General features: G+C 66.4%; 15 protein-coding genes. 5 read left to right on the top strand and 10 right to left on the bottom strand.

Annotated elements, in window-relative coordinates; all coding sequences use genetic code 11:
- Window positions 1-203: 203 nt before the first annotated feature.
- Together HIM68_RS06855 and gndA are read right to left on the bottom strand one after the other, a co-directional pair.
- Window positions 204-1,346, bottom strand: coding sequence for an alanine--glyoxylate aminotransferase family protein (locus tag HIM68_RS06855; protein ID WP_172170868.1), 1,143 nt, complete (start codon window positions 1,344-1,346; stop codon window positions 204-206).
- A gap of 151 nt (window positions 1,347-1,497) precedes the next feature.
- The gene (gene gndA / locus HIM68_RS06850; RefSeq protein ID WP_172170866.1) at window positions 1,498-2,940 is read right to left on the bottom strand and encodes an NADP-dependent phosphogluconate dehydrogenase; all 1,443 of its coding nucleotides are present in this window, start codon (window positions 2,938-2,940) and stop codon (window positions 1,498-1,500) included.
- A 125-nt stretch (window positions 2,941-3,065) separates the two neighbouring features.
- On the opposite strand from gndA, the gene HIM68_RS06845 reads away from it, so the two are divergent.
- Together HIM68_RS06845 and HIM68_RS06840 are read left to right on the top strand one after the other, a co-directional pair.
- On the top strand, window positions 3,066-3,578 hold the full coding sequence (locus tag HIM68_RS06845; RefSeq protein ID WP_229664230.1) for a gluconokinase: 513 nt from the start codon (window positions 3,066-3,068) through the stop codon (window positions 3,576-3,578).
- 50 nt (window positions 3,579-3,628) lie between these two features.
- The gene (locus tag HIM68_RS06840; RefSeq protein ID WP_139908669.1) at window positions 3,629-5,032 is read left to right on the top strand and encodes a GntP family permease; all 1,404 of its coding nucleotides are present in this window, start codon (window positions 3,629-3,631) and stop codon (window positions 5,030-5,032) included.
- 62 nt (window positions 5,033-5,094) lie between these two features.
- Here the strand turns inward: HIM68_RS06840 and HIM68_RS06835 are convergent, their stop codons facing one another.
- The 3 genes from HIM68_RS06835 to rsmA are packed head-to-tail and all read right to left on the bottom strand — an operon-like array spanning window position 5,095 to window position 7,768.
- Window positions 5,095-5,868 (bottom strand): FCD domain-containing protein, encoded by a 774-nt coding sequence (locus HIM68_RS06835; RefSeq protein ID WP_172170864.1) that lies wholly within the window; start codon window positions 5,866-5,868, stop codon window positions 5,095-5,097.
- A gap of 2 nt (window positions 5,869-5,870) precedes the next feature.
- Window positions 5,871-6,818: a 4-(cytidine 5'-diphospho)-2-C-methyl-D-erythritol kinase gene (locus tag HIM68_RS06830; RefSeq protein ID WP_253903794.1), complete on the bottom strand. Its 948-nt coding sequence runs from the start codon at window positions 6,816-6,818 to the stop codon at window positions 5,871-5,873.
- Window positions 6,815-7,768 carry a 16S rRNA (adenine(1518)-N(6)/adenine(1519)-N(6))-dimethyltransferase RsmA gene (gene rsmA, locus HIM68_RS06825; RefSeq protein WP_172170862.1) on the bottom strand — a complete coding sequence of 318 codons (954 nt, stop codon included), beginning with the start codon at window positions 7,766-7,768 and terminating at the stop codon, window positions 6,815-6,817. Before rsmA ends, HIM68_RS06830 begins: the two co-directional genes overlap by 4 nt.
- A 116-nt stretch (window positions 7,769-7,884) precedes the next feature.
- Between rsmA and HIM68_RS06820 the strand changes: the two genes are divergently transcribed.
- From HIM68_RS06820 to HIM68_RS06810, 3 genes are all read left to right on the top strand, one after another.
- Complete coding sequence (locus HIM68_RS06820) at window positions 7,885-9,102, top strand: class I SAM-dependent methyltransferase (RefSeq protein WP_172170860.1); 1,218 nt, start codon at window positions 7,885-7,887, stop codon at window positions 9,100-9,102.
- 47 nt (window positions 9,103-9,149) lie between these two features.
- The gene (locus tag HIM68_RS06815) at window positions 9,150-9,983 is read left to right on the top strand and encodes a sulfurtransferase (RefSeq protein ID WP_253903792.1); all 834 of its coding nucleotides are present in this window, start codon (window positions 9,150-9,152) and stop codon (window positions 9,981-9,983) included.
- 359 nt (window positions 9,984-10,342) lie between these two features.
- Entirely contained in the window at window positions 10,343-11,245 is a 903-nt protein-coding gene (locus HIM68_RS06810; protein WP_172170858.1) for a C40 family peptidase, read from the top strand.
- Between the two features lie 107 nt (window positions 11,246-11,352).
- Here the strand turns inward: HIM68_RS06810 and HIM68_RS06805 are convergent, their stop codons facing one another.
- From HIM68_RS06805 to HIM68_RS06785, 5 genes are all read right to left on the bottom strand, one after another.
- Window positions 11,353-12,990, bottom strand: a complete 1,638-nt coding sequence (locus tag HIM68_RS06805; RefSeq protein WP_253903791.1) for a glycoside hydrolase family 3 N-terminal domain-containing protein — start codon at window positions 12,988-12,990, stop codon at window positions 11,353-11,355.
- Window positions 12,991-13,028: 38 nt separating this feature from the next.
- Entirely contained in the window at window positions 13,029-14,543 is a 1,515-nt protein-coding gene (locus HIM68_RS06800; RefSeq protein ID WP_172170856.1) for a mannitol dehydrogenase family protein, read from the bottom strand.
- The gene (locus tag HIM68_RS06795) at window positions 14,540-15,493 is read right to left on the bottom strand and encodes a carbohydrate ABC transporter permease (RefSeq protein WP_245395713.1); all 954 of its coding nucleotides are present in this window, start codon (window positions 15,491-15,493) and stop codon (window positions 14,540-14,542) included. The genes HIM68_RS06800 and HIM68_RS06795 overlap by 4 nt, the downstream gene beginning before the upstream one ends.
- The gene (locus HIM68_RS06790; protein ID WP_253903790.1) at window positions 15,490-16,431 is read right to left on the bottom strand and encodes a carbohydrate ABC transporter permease; all 942 of its coding nucleotides are present in this window, start codon (window positions 16,429-16,431) and stop codon (window positions 15,490-15,492) included. The genes HIM68_RS06795 and HIM68_RS06790 overlap by 4 nt, the downstream gene beginning before the upstream one ends.
- Before the next feature lie 93 nt (window positions 16,432-16,524).
- Window positions 16,525-17,883, bottom strand: coding sequence for a sugar ABC transporter substrate-binding protein (locus HIM68_RS06785; protein WP_172170854.1), 1,359 nt, complete (start codon window positions 17,881-17,883; stop codon window positions 16,525-16,527).
- Window positions 17,884-17,889: the final 6 nt, after the last annotated feature.

Raw genomic sequence — 17,889 nt, 5'->3', positions numbered from 1 at the left:
CTCACCGCTAGGCAAATGAGGGTGCCGAGCACCCCTCACTGTCAGGGCCACCACATACAGTCAGCGCCATAACCCCTCGTTGCAACGGGAGGTTATGGCGCTGACTGTATGTGCTGCGACTACCGGTAGGCAGTGGCATTGGCGGTGCGTGATGCTTCCCGGCGTTCTGCCTGTAGGCAGTGCCGGTTACGGCGCGTGTGTGCTCAGGCTTCTGCGGTCACGCCGATCGAGTCGAGAGCGGCCTCGAGGCGCGCGATGGTGCCGTCGATGTCGCCGAGCTTGTCGAGACCGAACAGGCCGATGCGGAAGCTCGAGAAGTCCTCGGGCTCATCGCACTGCAGCGGCACTCCGGCAGCGATCTGCACACCGACTTCCTTGAAGCTGGCACCGGTCGCGAGCTTCGGATTGTCGGTGTGGACGACGACCACGCTCGGCGAGGCGAACTCGTCCGAAGCCACCGAGGGCAGTCCGCGTTCGGCGAAGACCGCGCGCACGCGCTGTCCGAGTTCGGCCTGCGCGGCGGCGAGCTTATCGAAGCCGCGCTCCTCGCTTTCGACCATGAGCTTGGCATTGTGCGCCAAAGCATCGGTGGGCATCGTCGCATGGTAGGGCGCACGGCCGGCTTCGTATTCGTCGGCGATGAACAGCCACTTCTTCAGATCCATCGCGAAGCTCGTCGAGGTGGACGCCTCCACGGCGGCACGGCCGGCCTTGCTGAGCATGACGTAGCCGGCGCACGGCGATCCGCTCCAGCCCTTCTGCGGAGCGGAGATGAGCACGTCGACCCCGAGGTCGGTCATCGACGCCCACACCGCGCCCGAGGCGATGCAGTCGAGAACGAAGATTCCGCCGACCGAGTGCACAGCCTCGGCAACCTGGCGAACGTAGTCATCGGGCAGGAGCATCCCCGAGGCGGTCTCGACGTGGGGAGCGAACACGACAGCGGGCTTCTCGCGCTCGATGGCGGCGACCACCTCGGCGACGGGGGCCGGCGACCACGGCGACTGGTGCTCGGCACTGTCCGCGGAGGCCTTGAGCACGGTCGTCTCCGAGGCGATGGCTCCGGCGTCGAGGATCTGCGACCAGCGGAAGGAGAACAGACCGTTGCGCACGATCAGCGCCTTCTTGCCGGTGGCGACCTGACGGGCAACGGATTCCATGGCGTAGCTGCCGCCGCCGGGGACGATGGCAGCGGAATCGGCATCGTAGGCCGAGCGCAGGATCCGGTTGATCTCCTGCATCACGGACACGAACCGCTGCGACATGTGGTTGAGTGATCGGTCGGTGAAGACCACCGAGTATTCGAGCAGTCCGTCCGGGTCAACATCTTCGTGTGGCAAAGTCATGGCTCTAACATATCGACAGTCCGCCATCCGGGCCACCGGAGTCGATCAGTGAGACCGCAGCGACCCTCGCCGAGGCGGCCGAACGTCAGTTTCACCCCGCACCGAGGCGGCCCCGTCGTTCCGGTCGACCATCACCGAGGCGGCCCGACGATCAGACTTCGACTTCGCCCCGATCCCCCGACCACAGGGTATGGAAGATTCCGGGACGGTCGGTGCGTGCGTAGGTGTGCGAACCGAAGCGATCGCGTTGGGCTTGGATGAGGGCGGCACTGCCCGCCTCGGTGCGCAGTCCGTCGAAGTAGGCCAGCGTCGAGGACAGTCCAGGCACGGCGATTCCGTGACCGATGGCCTCGACCACGGTCGTCCGCAGGGATTCCTGGCAGCGGTCGGCGACTTCCCGGACGAAGTCGGCGGCGAGCAGGTTCTCGGGCGGAGTCGGTACGTCGAAGGCCTCGACGATTCGATCGAGCAGGCGGGCCCTGATGATGCACCCGGCCCGCCAGATTCCGGCGAGCGCCCCGAGGTCGATGTCCCATCCTTGTTCGGCTGCCCCTACCGCGATCTCGTGGAAGCCCTGGACATAGGCCATCACCTTGCCCAGCAGCAGGGCCTTGCCGATCTCCTCGATGCGAGCCGCACGCTCGTCCGGAGACAACGACGACGATTCAGCGACGGGACGGGGACCGGCCAAGCGGAGTCCCTGAGCGCGCAGATCGACCGCGGATGACAGCGAACGGGAGAAGACCGCCTCGGCGATGGTGGGCACCGGAACCCCGAGATCGAGTCCGACCTGCGCCGTCCACGCACCCGTGCCCTTGGCCTTCGCGGCGTCGGCGACAATGTCGACGAACGGCCGGCCCGTCGCCTCATCGACATGGGCGAGGACGTCGGCGGTGATCTCGATGAGGTAGGACTCGAGCTCTCCGGTGTTCCAGTCGGCGAAGACCTCGGCGATCTCGGGCGGTGTCATGCCCAGGCCGTCACGCAGGAAGGTGAAGGCCTCGCTGATGAGCTGCATATCGGCGTACTCGATGCCGTTGTGGACCATCTTGACGAAGTGCCCGGCCCCGTCGGTGCCGATGTGATCGACGCAGGCCTCGTCTCCTGCCCTTGCCGCGATGGGGTCGAGCAGCGGACGCAGGCGCTGCCATGCGGTCTCCGATCCGCCGACCATGAGGGAGGGTCCGAGCAGGGCGCCGACCTCTCCCCCGGAGATGCCGACCCCGGCGAACTCGATGCCGGTGCCATCGAGTCGGGTCCCGCGGGCGATCGTGTCCCGGAAGTGGGAGTTGCCGCCGTCGACGATGATGTCTCCGGGGGCAAACGCCTCGGCGAGATCGCCGATCGCCGCATCCGTGGCGCCTCCGGCATTGACCATGAGGATCGCCACTCGTGGTTCGTTGAGCTTCCCGGCCAGGTCGGTCGGGTCGGTGGCGACGAGGAAGTCCGCCTCGGGGAAGTCCTGCGCCAGGTTCTGGGCGCGCTCGACGTCGCGGTCGTAGACGGCCACTCGGCGGCCCGACTCACGGGCGAGGTTGCGGGCGAGATTCGACCCCATCACGCCGGTTCCGATCACCGCGACATCGGCCTTCATGAGCATCCTTCTTCCCTGTGATCAGCAGTGTTGACAGTCGCTTCCCACCAGCACTACGGTGCAATAAATCTGTTTTAATAACTGATTATAGATATTTCTTCATATTTTATCGAGAGGTTTCGGTTATGGGTCACAGCCCTTTCCTTCCACCGCTCGTCATCATGGGCGTCTCGGGAACCGGCAAAACCGTCCTCGGCGCGCAGGTGGCGCACGCCCTCGACCGTCGATTCGTCGACGCCGACGATCTGCACTCCGCGGCGAACAAAGCGAAGATGAGTTCCGGGGTGCCGCTCACGGATGAGGATCGCTCCCCCTGGCTCAACAGCGTCGCCGTCGAGGCCGCCCGCACCCCGGCCCCGGTCATCGCGTGCTCCGCGCTCAAGCGCACCTACCGTGACCTGCTGCGCAGGTCGGCACCCTCACTCGTCTTCATCCACCTCGACGGTCCTCGCGAGGTCATCGCCGACCATCTGGCCCGCCGCGACCACGAGTTCATGTCTCCCGATCTACTCGATTCGCAGCTGGCCACCCTCGAACCGCTCGCTGCCGAGGAAGCTCACGCCACCGTCGACGTCGACCGGTCGATTCCCGAGGTTCTGAATGCGATCCTCGAATCCGTGAAGCGGCTGAACGCATGATCGTCCCGTCCACCGTCCGCCCATCCATCTGACCTCAAGGAAGAGGAACAATGACCGAACTCGAATTGGCCTGGACCCTGCCGACTCCGGCCCTGCTGGGAATCGCAGCCGCGGCGATCGCCGTGCTGCTCCTGCTCATCATCAAGGCACGCGTCCACGCCTTCATCGCCCTCGTCATCGTCTCAGTGATCACAGCACTGGCCGCCGGCATCATGCCCGGCGACCTCATCGACGTCCTCTACGACGGCTTCGGATCCACCCTGGCCAGTGTGGCTCTGCTCGTCGGACTCGGTGCGATGCTCGGGCGGATGCTCGAACTCTCCGGCGGCGCCGAGGTGCTCACCGACGCCCTCATCCGCCTCTTCGGTGAGAAGCGCGCACCCTTCGCCCTCGGCGTGACCTCGCTGCTCTTCGGCTTCCCGATCTTCTTCGACGCCGGCCTCGTCGTCATGCTGCCGATCATCTTCACGATCGCGCGCCGCCTCGGCGGGTCTCTGCTGCTCTACGCGATGCCTGCGGCCATGGCATTCTCCGCCATGCACATCTTCGTACCCCCGCACCCCGGCCCTGTCGCAGCCTCCGGACTGCTCGGCGCGAACGTCGGCCTCGTCCTCATCTGCGGAATCATCATCGCCATCCCCTCCTGGTACCTCACCGGGTATCTGTTCGGGCTCATCATCGGCAAACGCATCGACGTCCCGGTCCCGACGGTCCTTTCGGCCGGGAAGGACGACAACTTCAAAGATTTCGCCTCGCGCCCGAAGCTCGGCCACGTCATCTTCCTCCTCGTCCTGCCTCTCGTGCTCATCTTCCTCAACACCGGGCTGAACTTCGCCGGTGAAGCAGGCTGGGTCGATATCGAATCGGTGGGCATCAGCTCCCTGCGACTGCTCGGAGAGACCCCGATCGCCCTGCTCATCACCGTCGTCATCGCCATGTGGCTGCTCGGCTGGAAGCAGAAGAAGGATCAGTCGCTCATCGAGACCGTCGTCGACTCCGCGCTCGGCCCGGTGTGCTCGATCATCCTCATCACCGGTGCCGGCGGCATGTTCGGCGGAGTGCTGCGTGCCAGCGGCATCGGCGATTCCCTGGCCGATTCGCTGGCTGCTCTCGGCCTGCCCGTCATCGTCGCCGGCTTCGTCATCGCCGCGATCGTGCGCATCGCACAGGGTTCGGCCACGGTGGCGCTGACGACCGCGGCGGCGCTGGTCCAGCCGATCGTCGTCGGCAATCCGGACTTCTCGAGCCTGCAGGTCGTGGCGATCGTGCTGTCGCTGGCCGCCGGTTCGGTCTTCGCCAGCCACGTCAACGACTCCGGCTTCTGGCTGGTGTCCCGCTTCTTCGGCATGGATACGAAGACGACGCTGAAGACCTGGACCGTCGCCGAGACGCTGCTCGGCACAGTCGGATTCCTGCTCAGCCTCGCCCTCTACGGAGTCGTCAGCCTGTTCTGAAGCCGGTGCTCAGCCGCCCGGGCGCTTGGGTGCTCAGATGCCCGGGCGCCTCGGCACCTTCGTCAATTGCTGGGGTGCCGGGGTTCGTCGGCCCAGACGCTGCCCATCTCCGCATCGGCTTTGGCCACGATCTTCGCCATCGCGTCCTTCGCCCGGGCCGGGTCCTGCCCGCCGATGGCATCGGCGACGTCGAAGTGCCATTGCAGGGCATCCGGGTGCGGGAACTTCGGCATCAGTCCCGCTCCGGTGCGGCCGGCGAGGATCTCGCCGATGACGGTGTCGAAGGCGGCGAAGAGCTCGTTGCCTCCGGCGCCGAGCACTGCCCGGTGGAATTCCACATCGGCTTCGAGGAACGCCTCGACATCGCCCTGCCTGCCCGAGGCTCGCATCCGAGCGGCCAGACCCATGATCTCCTCGGCGGCTTCTGCAGGGGCATACTGTGCGGCCAGTCCGGCCGCTTCGGGTTCGATGGCCACTCGCAGTTCCGTCAGCGACCGCAGCTGCCGCGCCGGCGCCTCGGTCATCCTCCAGCGGATGACGAGCGGGTCGAGCAGCATCCATTCGCTCATCGCGAGCACGACGAGGCCGACCCGACGGATCGGCTGCAGCATGCCCAATGATTCGAGGACTCGGACGACCTCGCGCACGACCGACAGCGACACATCGTAGCGTGCACGCAGATCCTCGGCCTTGATGATCGTCCCGGCGGCCAGTCGCCCGGAGACGATGTCCTGTCCGACCTGGTCCCGCAGCGTCTCATGGAGGTTGCCGCGGTTCTCCGGGCCCGATTTCGGACTGTCGGCCGCCTCGGCGGGGGTGCGGTTCTCCTCCCCCACGGTCAGCCTTCGTCCACGATACGCGCTCCGGGGGCGGGCCCGGTGGTGCGCAGCGCTTCGTTGACGCCTCTCGTGGCCTGCAGGAGCACGGCGAGGTCGAGGGCGTGGTGGGCGTCGCGGGCGAGGAAGCCGATCGTCGGGCCCGACCCGCTGAGCAGGGGCAGGACGGCGCCGGCGTCCCGGCCGGCCTCCATCACCTCGGCGATTTCGGGCATGAAGGACACGGCCGCCTCGGTGAGATCGTTCGCCGCGAATTCCGCGAGCGAGTCCGGTTCGCCGGCGGCGAGCGCCGTGAGCACCTGATCGGGGACGGTCGCGGGTGCCGGGTCGGGGTTGAGTTCGTCGAAGCGGGCGTAGACGTCCGGGGTGGGCAGGGGCGACGCCGAGGTGGCCATCACCCAGTGGAAGGTTCCGCGGGTGAGCACGGGGCTGAGCTTCTCCCCGCGACCGTGGCCGATGGCCGTGCCTCCGCGCAGGAGGAAAGCGACGTCGGCCCCGACGGCGACCGCGCATTGGTGGAGGATCGCCTCATCGACTCCGCCGACGAGGTGAGCGGCTCCGACGAGCGCGGCGGCCGCGTCGGCCGATCCCCCGCCCATTCCGCCGGCCACGGGCACCTGTTTATCGATGACGATGTCGAGGTCGCGCAGCACATCGACATCCCGGTCGCCCTCGAGCGCGGCGATGAGGAGGTCGACGGCGCGTCTGGCGAAGTTCGATTCATCGCGTGGGACCTCGGCATCCGCGTAGCGGCCCTGGACGATGATCGTTCGTGTTCCGCCCGGAATGAGAGTGAGGGTCTCGCCGAGGTTGAGCGCTTGGAATACGGTCGCGAGTTCGTGATACCCGTTGTTCGCCGCACCCACACCGAGGTGGATGTTGATCTTCCCCGGCGCCTGCACTTTCACCGGGGCCGGGATCGTCATGCGCGGATGCAGCGGGACGGTCATGGTGAGGGATCCTCGGCGGGCGGGGCCGGTGCAGCGGCATCTCCGTTGGAGGCGCCACCGTCGTCGACGGCAACGGCGGCGAGGCGTTGGAAGTCGGCGACGGTGAGGGCCTCGCCGCGGGTCTTCGGGTCGATTCCGGCGGCCGTCAGCAGGTCTTCGGACTGCTGGGGGCTGCCGGCCCATCCGGACAGGGCTGCGCGCAGGGTCTTGCGGCGCTGGGCGAAAGCGGCGTCGATGAGGGTGAAGAGGCGGCTGCGCACGGCCGGGTCGCGGTCGGTGCGGGTGACGTCGATGCGGACGAGTCCGGAGTCGATGTTCGGGGCCGGCCAGAACACGTTCTTGCCGATCTTGCCCGCCAGCTGCACGTCCCCGTACCACTGGGCTTTGACGCTGGGGACTCCGTAGGTGCGGGAGCCGGGGGCGGCGGCGAGCCGTTCGGCGACTTCGAGCTGGACCATGACGAGGACGGTTGTCAGGCTCGGGAAGGTCTCGAGGAAGTGCAGCAGCACGGGCACGGCCACGTTGTAGGGCAGGTTCGCCACGAGCGCATCGGGCTGGTTCTCGGCATCGGCGTCAGGCGTGTCGGTCGCGGCTTTGGTGGTGTGCTGCGGCGTGGGCAGCGTCGTGACGCGCAGGGCGTCGGCGTTGACCAGCTGGAACGGTGCGTCACTGCCGGCGAACCTGTCGACGGTGCTCGGCAGCTTCTGTGCGAGCAGTTCGTCGATCTCGACCGCGGTGACCCTGTGACCGGCTTCGAGCAGGCCGAGGGTGAGCGAACCGAGTCCCGGACCGATCTCGACGACGTTCGAGTTCTCATCGAGCCCTGCGGCGGTGACGATCGAGCGCACGGTGTTGGGGTCGATGACGAAGTTCTGGCCCTTCTGCTTCGTCGGGCGCAGACCGATGTCAGCGGCTAATTCGCGGATATCGCGGGCGGTCAATAACGTCACAGCCAACAACTTACCGCAACGGTCGGCTCGCACAATCACCTCGGCGGCCCGGCGGTTCGGCCGGTCCGCCTCGCCGCGGGGAATGACCCCACCGCGCAGACGATAGGGTGAAGCCTATGGATCCGCAGACACTGACCGAACTGCTCGACGTCGCCGTCCTCGAACGTCTCGACCGCATCGACGACCTCGAGGGCGATGAGCTCGCCCGGTCCACGGCCCTGCGCAAGGAGGGCTACTCCTCCGAGGTAACTGCGGCCCTGCTCACTCAGGCGCGGCTGCGTCAGGAGGCGGCAGCGAAGCTCGGACCTTTCGCGGAGGACATGCTCTTCACTCGCGACGGACTGGCCCAGGCCACGCGGCTGCCGGTCGCCGCTCATCATGCGCGTCGCCTCATCGGCGACGTGGCCGAGGGTGAGTCCTTCCGCATCGCCGATCTCGGATGCGGGATCGGCGCGGACTCGGTCGCCTTCGCCGGAATGGGCGCGCAGGTCTCGGCTGTCGATGCCGACGAGGTCACCGCTGCCATCGCCGCCTTCAACCTCCGCCACCTGCCCGATGCGGCCGTCGAACATACTCGCGCCGAGGATGTCGACCTGGATGGATTCGATGCCCTCTGGTTCGATCCGGCCCGGCGGACCATCGGCAAGGCCGACAAACGCGGATCGACTTCCCGCATCACCGACCCCGAGGCCTTCTCCCCTTCTCTGTCATGGGTGATCGAGAAGGCGAGTACGGCGAAGGCGGCCGGAGTGAAGCTCGGCCCGGCACTCGACCACGACCTCGTCCCCGAGGATGCCGAAGCCCAGTGGGTCTCCCATAACGGCGAGGTCGTCGAGGTCTGCCTCTACTTCGGTGCGGCCAGGCAGCGCCGCGGCCGCGGAGCCCTCGTCATGGGCGAACGCACCCTCCTCGTCCATGAACACGATCTCCCTCTTGAGGACGAGTCAGGCATCGGGGAGCTCGGGAAATATCTGCTCGAACCCGACGGGGCGATCGTGCGCGCCGGACTCGTCGCCGCATTGTGTGCACCGCTGCAGACGCGCCGACTCCACCCGAAGATCGCGTATCTGACCACCGACGTCGAACCGAGCGGCCCGGCCGCCGCAGGCGTCACCTCCTACGAAGTCGTCGACGTTCTGCCCGCGAAGGTCCCGAGCCTGCGCAAGGAGCTCGTCTCCCGCGGAATCGGCTCGGTCGTGATCAAGAAACGCGGTGCCGACATCGTGCCCGACCAGGTCCGACGCCAACTCAAACTGCCCAAGGGAGACAAAGCCACGCTCGTATTCACCCGGCTCGGCGACAAGCACGTCGTGCTGCTCACCCAACCCGTGTGACCCCTTCAACCTGCCCGTGAAGATATCTGCCCGTGAAGGAGATCGAATTGTCCCGCTCCGACGTTCTCATCAGCGCCGATGAACTGCTCATCCGAATGGCCGACTCCCCAGCGCCGAGGCTGCTCGACGTCCGCTGGACCCTGCCGAAGCCCGATGGCCGTGAGGACTTCGCCGCCGGACACATCCCGGGCGCTGTCTATGTCGATCTCGACACGGAGCTCGCCGACCACGGCACCACCGATCCGACGGCCGGTCGCCACCCGTTGCCGAACCCCGAAGCCTTCCAAGAGACGGTTCGCTCCTGGGGAATCGACGAAGACACCGAGGTCGTGGTCTATGACGACAACTCCTCCCTCGGCGCGGCCCGGGCCTGGTGGTTGCTGCGCTGGGCCGGGCTGAGCGCGCGGGTCCTCGACGGCGGACTCGCCGCGTTCCGTGACGCCGGAGGGACGCTCGAGACCGGCGACTCCCTCGAGGTCACACCGAGTGCCGTGGAGATCAGCCCGGGTCGACTGCCCGTCATCGACGCCGAAGCGGCAGCCGGTTTCGATGGAGTCCTGCTCGATGCTCGCGCCGGTGAGCGCTTCCGCGGAGAGACCGAACCGCTCGATCCGCAGGCCGGTCACATTCCCGGGGCGAAGAGCGCCCCGGCCACGGACAACGTTCCTGCGGGGACGTTCCTGCCCGAGGCGCTGCTGCGCGAACGCTTCGATGAACTGGGTGCCCTCGATGGTCCCGTCGGCGTGTACTGCGGTTCGGGAGTCACCGCCTGCCACAACGCTCTGGCGCTGGCGACTCTGGGCGTCGAGGCCAGCCTCTACCCCGCGAGCTGGTCCGGTTGGTCATCCGATCCCGACCGACCCGTCGAAACCGGCTCCTGACGCTCAGTCATCACCGCACGTGCGCGCCACCGCGTCCGCGCGCGATAAAACGTCGACGGCATTCTTGGGTCGATCCACGGTGGTTTGGCCGCGAATAACGCCGCGGATCGACCCAGGAATCGCGGCTCGCGAATGTCACGAAACGTTATTCAAGACTGAGACTGAGCGCTGAATCACAGTCGCAATCAGGCGGAACCACAGCCCGCCACCAGCCATTCTTGTCCGCACTGCCCCTGTGACCTGGGATTATGCCCTCGGACCTGCCCGAGAATCCTTTTGTAACAAAAACGTGACAGAAGATCACGAATTCGTTACAGTGGAGGACATCGTCACACTCAGACAGGCAACGAGAGGAAATCGTGGCATCTAAGCAGCACGGCCGCCGCGCCGCGAACGCCAAGGCCAAGACACCACTGACCGAGCTGAGCGAACTGCTCGCAGCGAACTCCGGCGCATTCGGCCGCCGTGCCGCAGTCGTCGCCGCCAGCGGCGGACTGCTCACCGCAGCAGTCCTCCCCGCCGCCGGGCAGGGAGCCGACGACGAGGCGAAGGTCGCAGCCGAGTCCGAGAAGCAGGCGCCGGTCGAGTTCAAGAACCAGACACCGACCATCGATGCCGGCGGCGCGTCGAAGAAGGGTGATCAGGAAGCTGAAGTCACCGTCGACACGGACGTCGTCACCGCCGAGGCCGCGCCCAAGCCAAAGCCCAAACCGAAGCCGAAGCCCGAGCCGAAGGAAGAGCCGGAGACGACCGTCGCCGAGCCGGCTCCCGCTGAGGAGCCCGAAGATGAGCCGAGCGAGTCCTCGGACGATGACTCCGCCGGCACCAGCGATGAGGGTCCGGCCGATTCGGGCGAAGACAAAAGCAAGGACGACGGCGCGGACTCGGGCTCCGGCGACGTCAAGGTCCCGGACGGGTCGAAGGCCGAGCAGGTCATCGCCATCGCGAAGCAGTACGTCGGCACGCCGTACGTGCTGGGCGGGACTTCGACCAGCGGCTGGGACTGCTCCGGCTACACCTCATTCGTCTACGGCAAGGTGGGCGTGAACCTGCCGCGCACGTCCGATGCGCAGAAGGGCGCCGGGCAGATCGTCTCGGCTTCCGAGGCGAAGGCCGGAGATATCATCTGGTCACCGGGCCACGTCGGCATCTACGCCGGTGACGGCATGATGTACGACGCTGGCAACACTCGAGTGAACACCAGCTACCGCAGCGTGGACTGGATGACCCAGCAGGGTGCTCAGTTCATCCGCGTGCTCTGAGCCCCTCCCCGGAACCGAACACACAGAGATCCCCTCGTCGGCACAGTGCTGGCGAGGGGATCTCTTATGTGCGCCGCTCGTTCACGACCATGAGCGCAGCCTGCTGGTCACCCACAGTCGGGAACTTTGTCGCTGCCGTCGTATTCGGCAGGCAGCTGACCCGATGCCTCGAGGTCGCCTTTCAGCCACTTCGCCACGGCCCGCAGAGCATACGGGTTCGAGTCGTACGCGGTCACGGCGGACTTCGCCGCGGTGCTGCGCATCGTCCACGGAGCAGCGGTGCCCACGGCCACCTCGGCGGAGGTCGACGGGCTCAGGCTCACGGAGGTTCCACCGGATCCCACGGTGAGGCCCTCGGCTTCGGCGGCTTCCTTCAGTGCCGCCTTCTCCTTGTCGCTGCCGCCGACGATCGAGATCGAATCGGTCCCGGTGAAGGAGCATTCGCCCTTGAGCACGGTCAGCGACTTGTCGGCGACTTCGGTGAGGACCTTCTTCGGATCCTTCGCATCCGAGTCCCCGGCCTGCACGCTCTTCTGAGCTTCGGCGGTGGCCAGCTGGGCTGCGACGACGCGTTCGGACTTCTCGACGAGGTCCTTCTTCTCCAGCGTCCCGTCCCCAATCGCCTTGACGATCGCCTTCTGCGCGGCCGCCGAATCCGGGGGCATGAGCGCGATATCGGCTCCAGCAGCGAGCGCCTTGACGGTCTCTCCGCCATTGAGGTTCTGCGGCACAGCCTTCATGTTCAGCGCATCCGTGGTGATGACACCGTCATAGTCGAGGGTCTCACGCAGCGCCGAGTAGGCCTTCTCGTTGAGCGTCGCGGGCGTTGTCTTCGCATCGGGCAGACCGATATGGCCCATCATCACCATCGGCACACCGGCCTTGACCGCGGACTTGAACGGCAGGAGGTCCGTGTCCTCCATCTCCTCGATCGACTTCTCCGACACCGGCAGGCTCTCGTGCGAATCCACGCCGAGGCGGCCGTGCCCCGGGAAATGCTTCGCCGAGCTCGACACCCCACCTGACCGGTATCCCTCGACGGCGTCGGCGACGACCTCGGCGACATCCTCGTGGTCGGTGCCGCCCGAGCGGACGTTGATCGCCTTGTCCTTCGGCCCAACCGTGACGTCGGAGTCCGGAGCGAAGTCGATGGTGAAGCCCAGGTCGGTGAGGTTCTGCCCCTGCACGGTCGTGGCGTCGGTGATGAGGTCGGAATCATCGGTCGCGGCCAGGCCCATGAGCGGCGGGAACGGCAGCGCTGCGGTGCCGAGGCGTGACACCGGTCCGCCTTCCTGATCGACGCCGATCGATACGGGCTGCCCCTGCGTCCGGGCCCCGGAGATCTGATCAGTCAGTTCCGTGACCTGGTCCTTCGTCGGGTTCTCCTGCAGGTTGTAGCCCATGACGATGACTCCGCCGAGGTGGTTCTGCTTGACCATGTCCACCGGGGTCTGCGTGTCGGTGCCTTCCCAGGTGCCGATGATGAGGGACCCGGCGAGTTCCTCGTCGGAGAAGTCTCCGACGATGTCCGCGGCCTCGTCCTTGAAGTCGGCTGGATCCGCGTCGGCGGGGTTGTCCAGGGACGATTCGGACTGGGCTTCAGACTGCGCTTGGGTCTCAGCACCGGAATCGGCGGAGGACTTCTGCCCGGCCGTGGAGGATTCGGGGGCTGACGCTCCGCCGGAACAGCCGACGAGCGCGAGAGTCGTGGTCAGGGCCAGGAGGCTCAGGCGAGAACGCAACATGTCTCCATGCTAGACGTTCCCGCCAGCTCACCGCCCGTTCAGAGTTCTTCGTGAGCGGCCAGGCGGCGGGCAGTCTCCGTCGCTCCCCGTTCGTGCAGCGATGTCAGTGCCTTGAGATACGGTTCAGTGAACCTCGGCTCCTCGGCCAGCGGTCCGAAGAACTGTTCCTGCCGGACGAAGGCCAGCGGGTCCTCTGCCTGTGTCGCGGCCACTGCCAGCAGTTCGTCGGCATAGCGGTCGACGATGGTGAACCGACCGCCGGATTCGTCGTGCCCTTCGGCATACCGGGCCCACGAGGCGCAGATCGCCGCGGCCACCTCGATCGGGTGGCCCGAGGCGAGGTTGTCCTTGACGACCGGCAGCAGCCATTTGGGGATCCGGTCGGACGACTCTGCGCCGAGGCGGGCGAGAGTGTCGCGGATCTCCGGGTTGCTGAAGCGTTCGATGAGTGAGTCCTTGTAGGCGTCCAGGTCGATTCCGGGCAGCGGCGCCAGGCTCGGTGTGCCTTCCTCGTCCATGTATCGGCGCAGGTAGACGGGGATGTCCGGGTTCGCCATCGCTTCATGGGCGAAGGTGTATCCGCCGAGGAGGCCGAAGTACGCGAGCCCCTGATGCCCGGAGTTGAGCAGCCGCAGCTTCATGTGCTCATAGGGCTGCACATCGTCGACGACCTGCACCCGTGCCTCTTCATAGGGAGGACGACCAGAGGTGAAATCGTCCTCGAGTACCCACTGGAAGAAGGGCTCGGCGACGACAGGCCAGGCATCGGTGACTCCGGTGTCGGCCACCAGGTCGGCGCGGTCGCCATCAGTGGTGGCCGGGGTGATGCGGTCGACCATCGAGTTCGGGAACGCCACGGACTCGGCGATCCACTCCGCGAGTTCGGCATCGACGAGGCGAGCGAAGGCAGAGAACATCTTCGCCGCCACATCGCCGTTCTCCGAGATGTTGTCGCACGACTGCACGGTGAACGGTGCGACTCCGGCCTCACGCCGTGACCGCAGAGCGGAGACGACATAGCCGAAGACAGTGGCCGGCAGCTCACCGGACCGCAGCGCCTCGACGTCGGCGACGATCGTCGGCTCATCGGTGATGAACTCTCCGGTGACTGGGTTGACGTTGTATCCGCCCTCGGTGACGGTCAGGGAGACGATCCGGATCGTCTCGTCGGTGAGCAGATCGAGCAGTCCGGCAGGGTCATCGGGCCCGAATCGGTAGTCGATGATCGACCCGATCACCCGACGTTCCTTGGTTCCGTCGGCGTGTTTGAGCGTCAGTGTGTACAGGTGGTCCTGGTCGGCGAGCGCATCGCGCATGGCCACGTCGTGGGGCAGCACTCCGGCCCCGACGATCCCCCAGTCGGCGGCCAGCCCAGCCCCGAGCAGGTCATCGAGGACCATGGCCATGTGCGCGCGGTGGAATCCGCCGACTCCGAAGTGGACGATGCCGGGGCTCACGGCCGACCGATCATAGGTGGGGACGGCGATGCCGTGGTCGGCCACCTCGGCGAGGTTCTGGGTGTTGAGGGAAAGCGCGGTGGTCGGTGCGGTCATTTGACGGCTCCCATGGACAGGCCCTGGACGAGTTTGTCCTGGGCGGCGATTCCGGCCACGAGCACGGGCACGGAGATGATGAGCGAGGCCGCGCACACCTGCGACAGGAACAGACCCTGGGAGGTGACGAAGCTGGTGAGGAACACGGGTGCCGTCGATGCCGCCGTGGAGGTGAGCACGGTGGCGAAGAGGAGTTCGTTCCACGAGAAGATGAAGCAGATCAGGGCGGTCGCGGCCAGTCCGGGTGCGGTCAGCGGCAGCAGGATCTGGAGGAAGACGCGCGGCAGGCGGGCGCCGTCGAGTTCGGCGGCTTCGAGGACTTCGACGGGCACCTCGGCGAGGAAGGAGCGCATCATCCACACCGCGATCGGCATGTTCATCGCCGAGTAGATGATGATGAGCAGCAGCCAGGTGTCGAGGATGCCGAAGGATTTCGCGACGAGGTAGACGGGCAGGAGGCCCGCAACCATCGGCAGCATCTTCGTCGACAGAAGGAAGAACAGCACGTCCGACCAGCGTTCGATGCGGCGGATCGCCAGTGAGTACGCGGCCATCGTGGAGAGGACGAGGACGATGAGGGTCGAGACGATGGCGGCGACCGCGGAGTTGATGAGGAACGGCCAGGGGTTCGCGCCGTTGCCGCCGCCGAAGAAGTTGACGAAGGACTCCAGCGTCAGCGGGGCGAAGTAGCTCGGCGGATTCGTCGAGGCGTCGGTCTCCGCGTGCAGGCTGGTCAGCAGCATCCACAGCAGAGGTGAGACGAACAGGAGTCCGACGAACCAGGCCAACAGGCCGAGCAGGATCTTGCCCGCCCGCCCCTGGCCGGGCCGCCTCGGTGCGTTCGCCTTTCGCCGAGGCGGCTCTGCGGAACCGGGTCCGCCCGGTTCGGTCGGGGTGGGGGTCACCCCGGGTGCGGGGTGGTCGTCCACGGTGAGGTCGGGGGTGCTCATGAGTTCTCCTCCTTGAGCAGGGTCGATGCGGTGCGCAGGGCGAAGGTCGCAGTGATGAGTGAGGCGATGACGACGATGACACCGACGGCGGAGGCGACTCCGTAGTCCTGAGCGACGAAGAACTCCTGGTAGATGACGTACGGCAGGGTGGCGGTGCCGAGCCCTCCGGAGGTCATGGTGAAGACCATGTCGAAGTTCTGGACGATGTAGATGGTGCCCAGCAGTGCGGCGAGTTCGATGTATCGGCGCAGGTGGGGCAGGGTGATGAAGCGGAAGGTCTGCCAGGGTCCTGCGCCGTCGACGAGGGCCGCCTCGTAGACGTCCATGGGTCGTGACTGCAGTCCGGCGAGCATGATGAGCATCATGAACGGCGTCCACTGCCAGACGAGGACGATCCCGATGCCCAGCAGCGGGTTCGAGGTCATGAGGTCCGGTTGCGGGGCGTTCTCTCCGAACATGGTGGTCAGCAGCCCGTTGATGAGGCCGTACGAGGGGTTGAAGATCGCGTGCTTGAACAGCAGCGCGGCGGCGACGGGGACGACGAGGAACGGGGTGATCATCAGGGTGCGGACGAATCCGCGGCCGATGAACTTCCGATCGAGCAGCAGGGCGATGCCCAGGCCCAGCAGAGCCGAGGCCAGCACGACGCCGACCGTGAGCCCGACGGTGACGATGACGGCCTTGAGCAGGTTCGCATCGGTGAAGACGGTGACGTAGTTCTGGACGGTGCCGAAGCTGATGTCATCGGGGTAGGCGGCGTTCCAGTTCATGAACGAGATGATGATCGTGATCGCGAACGGGATCTGGGTGACGAGGATGACGAAGATCAGCGCCGGCAGCATGGGCGCGCGCTTGAGCCATCGGTCCTTGGCACGGGGTTTCGGCGGCGTGATCGGCTGCGATGCACGCTCGGCGGCTGGAGCTGACACTTCGAACATCCTTCGTCAGGCGGGTGGTGGGTCAGGCGGTGGTGCGGATGGGGCCGGGGCCGCCTCGGGGAGGGCGACGATCACCCTCCCCGAGGCGCTCGGTCACTTCTTGTACTTGTCTCCGACCTTCTCGGCTTCCTTCTGGCCCTTCTTCAGGGCCGCATCGGCCGACGTCCGACCGGCGATGGCAGAGCTGACGTCTTCGGAGATGCCCGTGGCGAGGTCGGCGAATTCGGGGATCGTCACGAACTGGACTCCCAGCGTCGGTCGCGGCTGGACTCCGGGGCTGACCGGATCGGCCGAGTTGATGGCGTCCTCGGTCTGCTGGTAGAAGGGCTTCGCGGCCTTCTGGTACTCGGGGTTCTCATAGGTCGAGGTCCGCTTGCCCGCCGGCACGTGCTGCCAGCCGAGCTCCTCGGCGACGGTCTCCTCGTAGTCCTTCGACGAGGCCCAGGCGACGAACTGCTTCGCCGCGTCCTGGTTCTTGCCTGCGGCCTGGATGCCCCATGCCCAGGTGTAGAGCCAGGAGCTCGACTCCGTATCCTTCACCGGTGCCGCGACGTAGCCGATCTTGCCCTTGACGGGAGAGTCATCGGCTTCGAGGGTTCCGGTGGCGGCCGTCGAGTCGTACCACATGGCGACCTTGCCCTGCTGCAGGTTCGTCAGGCACTCGGTGTAGCCGGCCTGCGGGGCTCCGGATTCGCCGTGGTCCTTGATGAGGTCGACGTAGAAGTTCGTGGCTTCCTTGAATTCCTTGGAATCGACCTGCGCGTTCCAATCCTCGTCGAACCAGGTTCCGCCGAAGGTGTTGACCACGGTCGTCAGCGGAGCGAACATCTCGCCCCAGCCGGGCAGTCCGCGCAGGCAGATGCCCTTCGTGCCCTTCTCCGCACCGTCGACCTTCGCAGCGAGCTTAGCGACTTCGTCCCAGGTCGGATTCTCCGGCATCTCCACGCCGGCCTTGTCGAAGATGTCCGTGCGGTACATGAGGAACGAGCCCTCACCGTAGAACGGCTCACCATAGACCTGGTCGTCGACCGTCATCGACTCGGCCATCGGGGCGAGGATGTCGTCTTGGTCGAAGCCCTCGGCATCGACGACGCCTTCGTCCATGGGGGTGAGCCATTTGTTCTTCGCGTAGGTCGGGATCTCGTAGTTCGACATCGAGGCGACGTCGTAGTTGCCGGCCTGAGCGGCGAACTCCTGGCCGATCTTCGCCCGCACCTCGTTCTCCGGCAGCACGGTGTAGTTGACCTTGATGCCCGTGTCCTTGGTGAAATGATCGGCCGTGAGCTTCTGCAGGTCCTGCATCTGCGGGTTATTGACCATGAGGACGTTGACTTCGTCGCCGCCGCCGCCGGCCGAGCTGCCGCCGGCACCACCACAGCCGGACAATGCCAGTGCTCCGACCATGCCGATGGCCGCCCAAGTGGCTCTCCGGCCTGTGATCAGGTGTTTCATCGTTGC

This window comes from Brevibacterium sp. CT2-23B, assembly GCF_013168765.1.
Lineage (GTDB): Bacteria > Actinomycetota > Actinomycetes > Actinomycetales > Brevibacteriaceae > Brevibacterium > Brevibacterium sediminis.
This window is presented reverse-complemented; position numbering and strand designations above follow the sequence as displayed.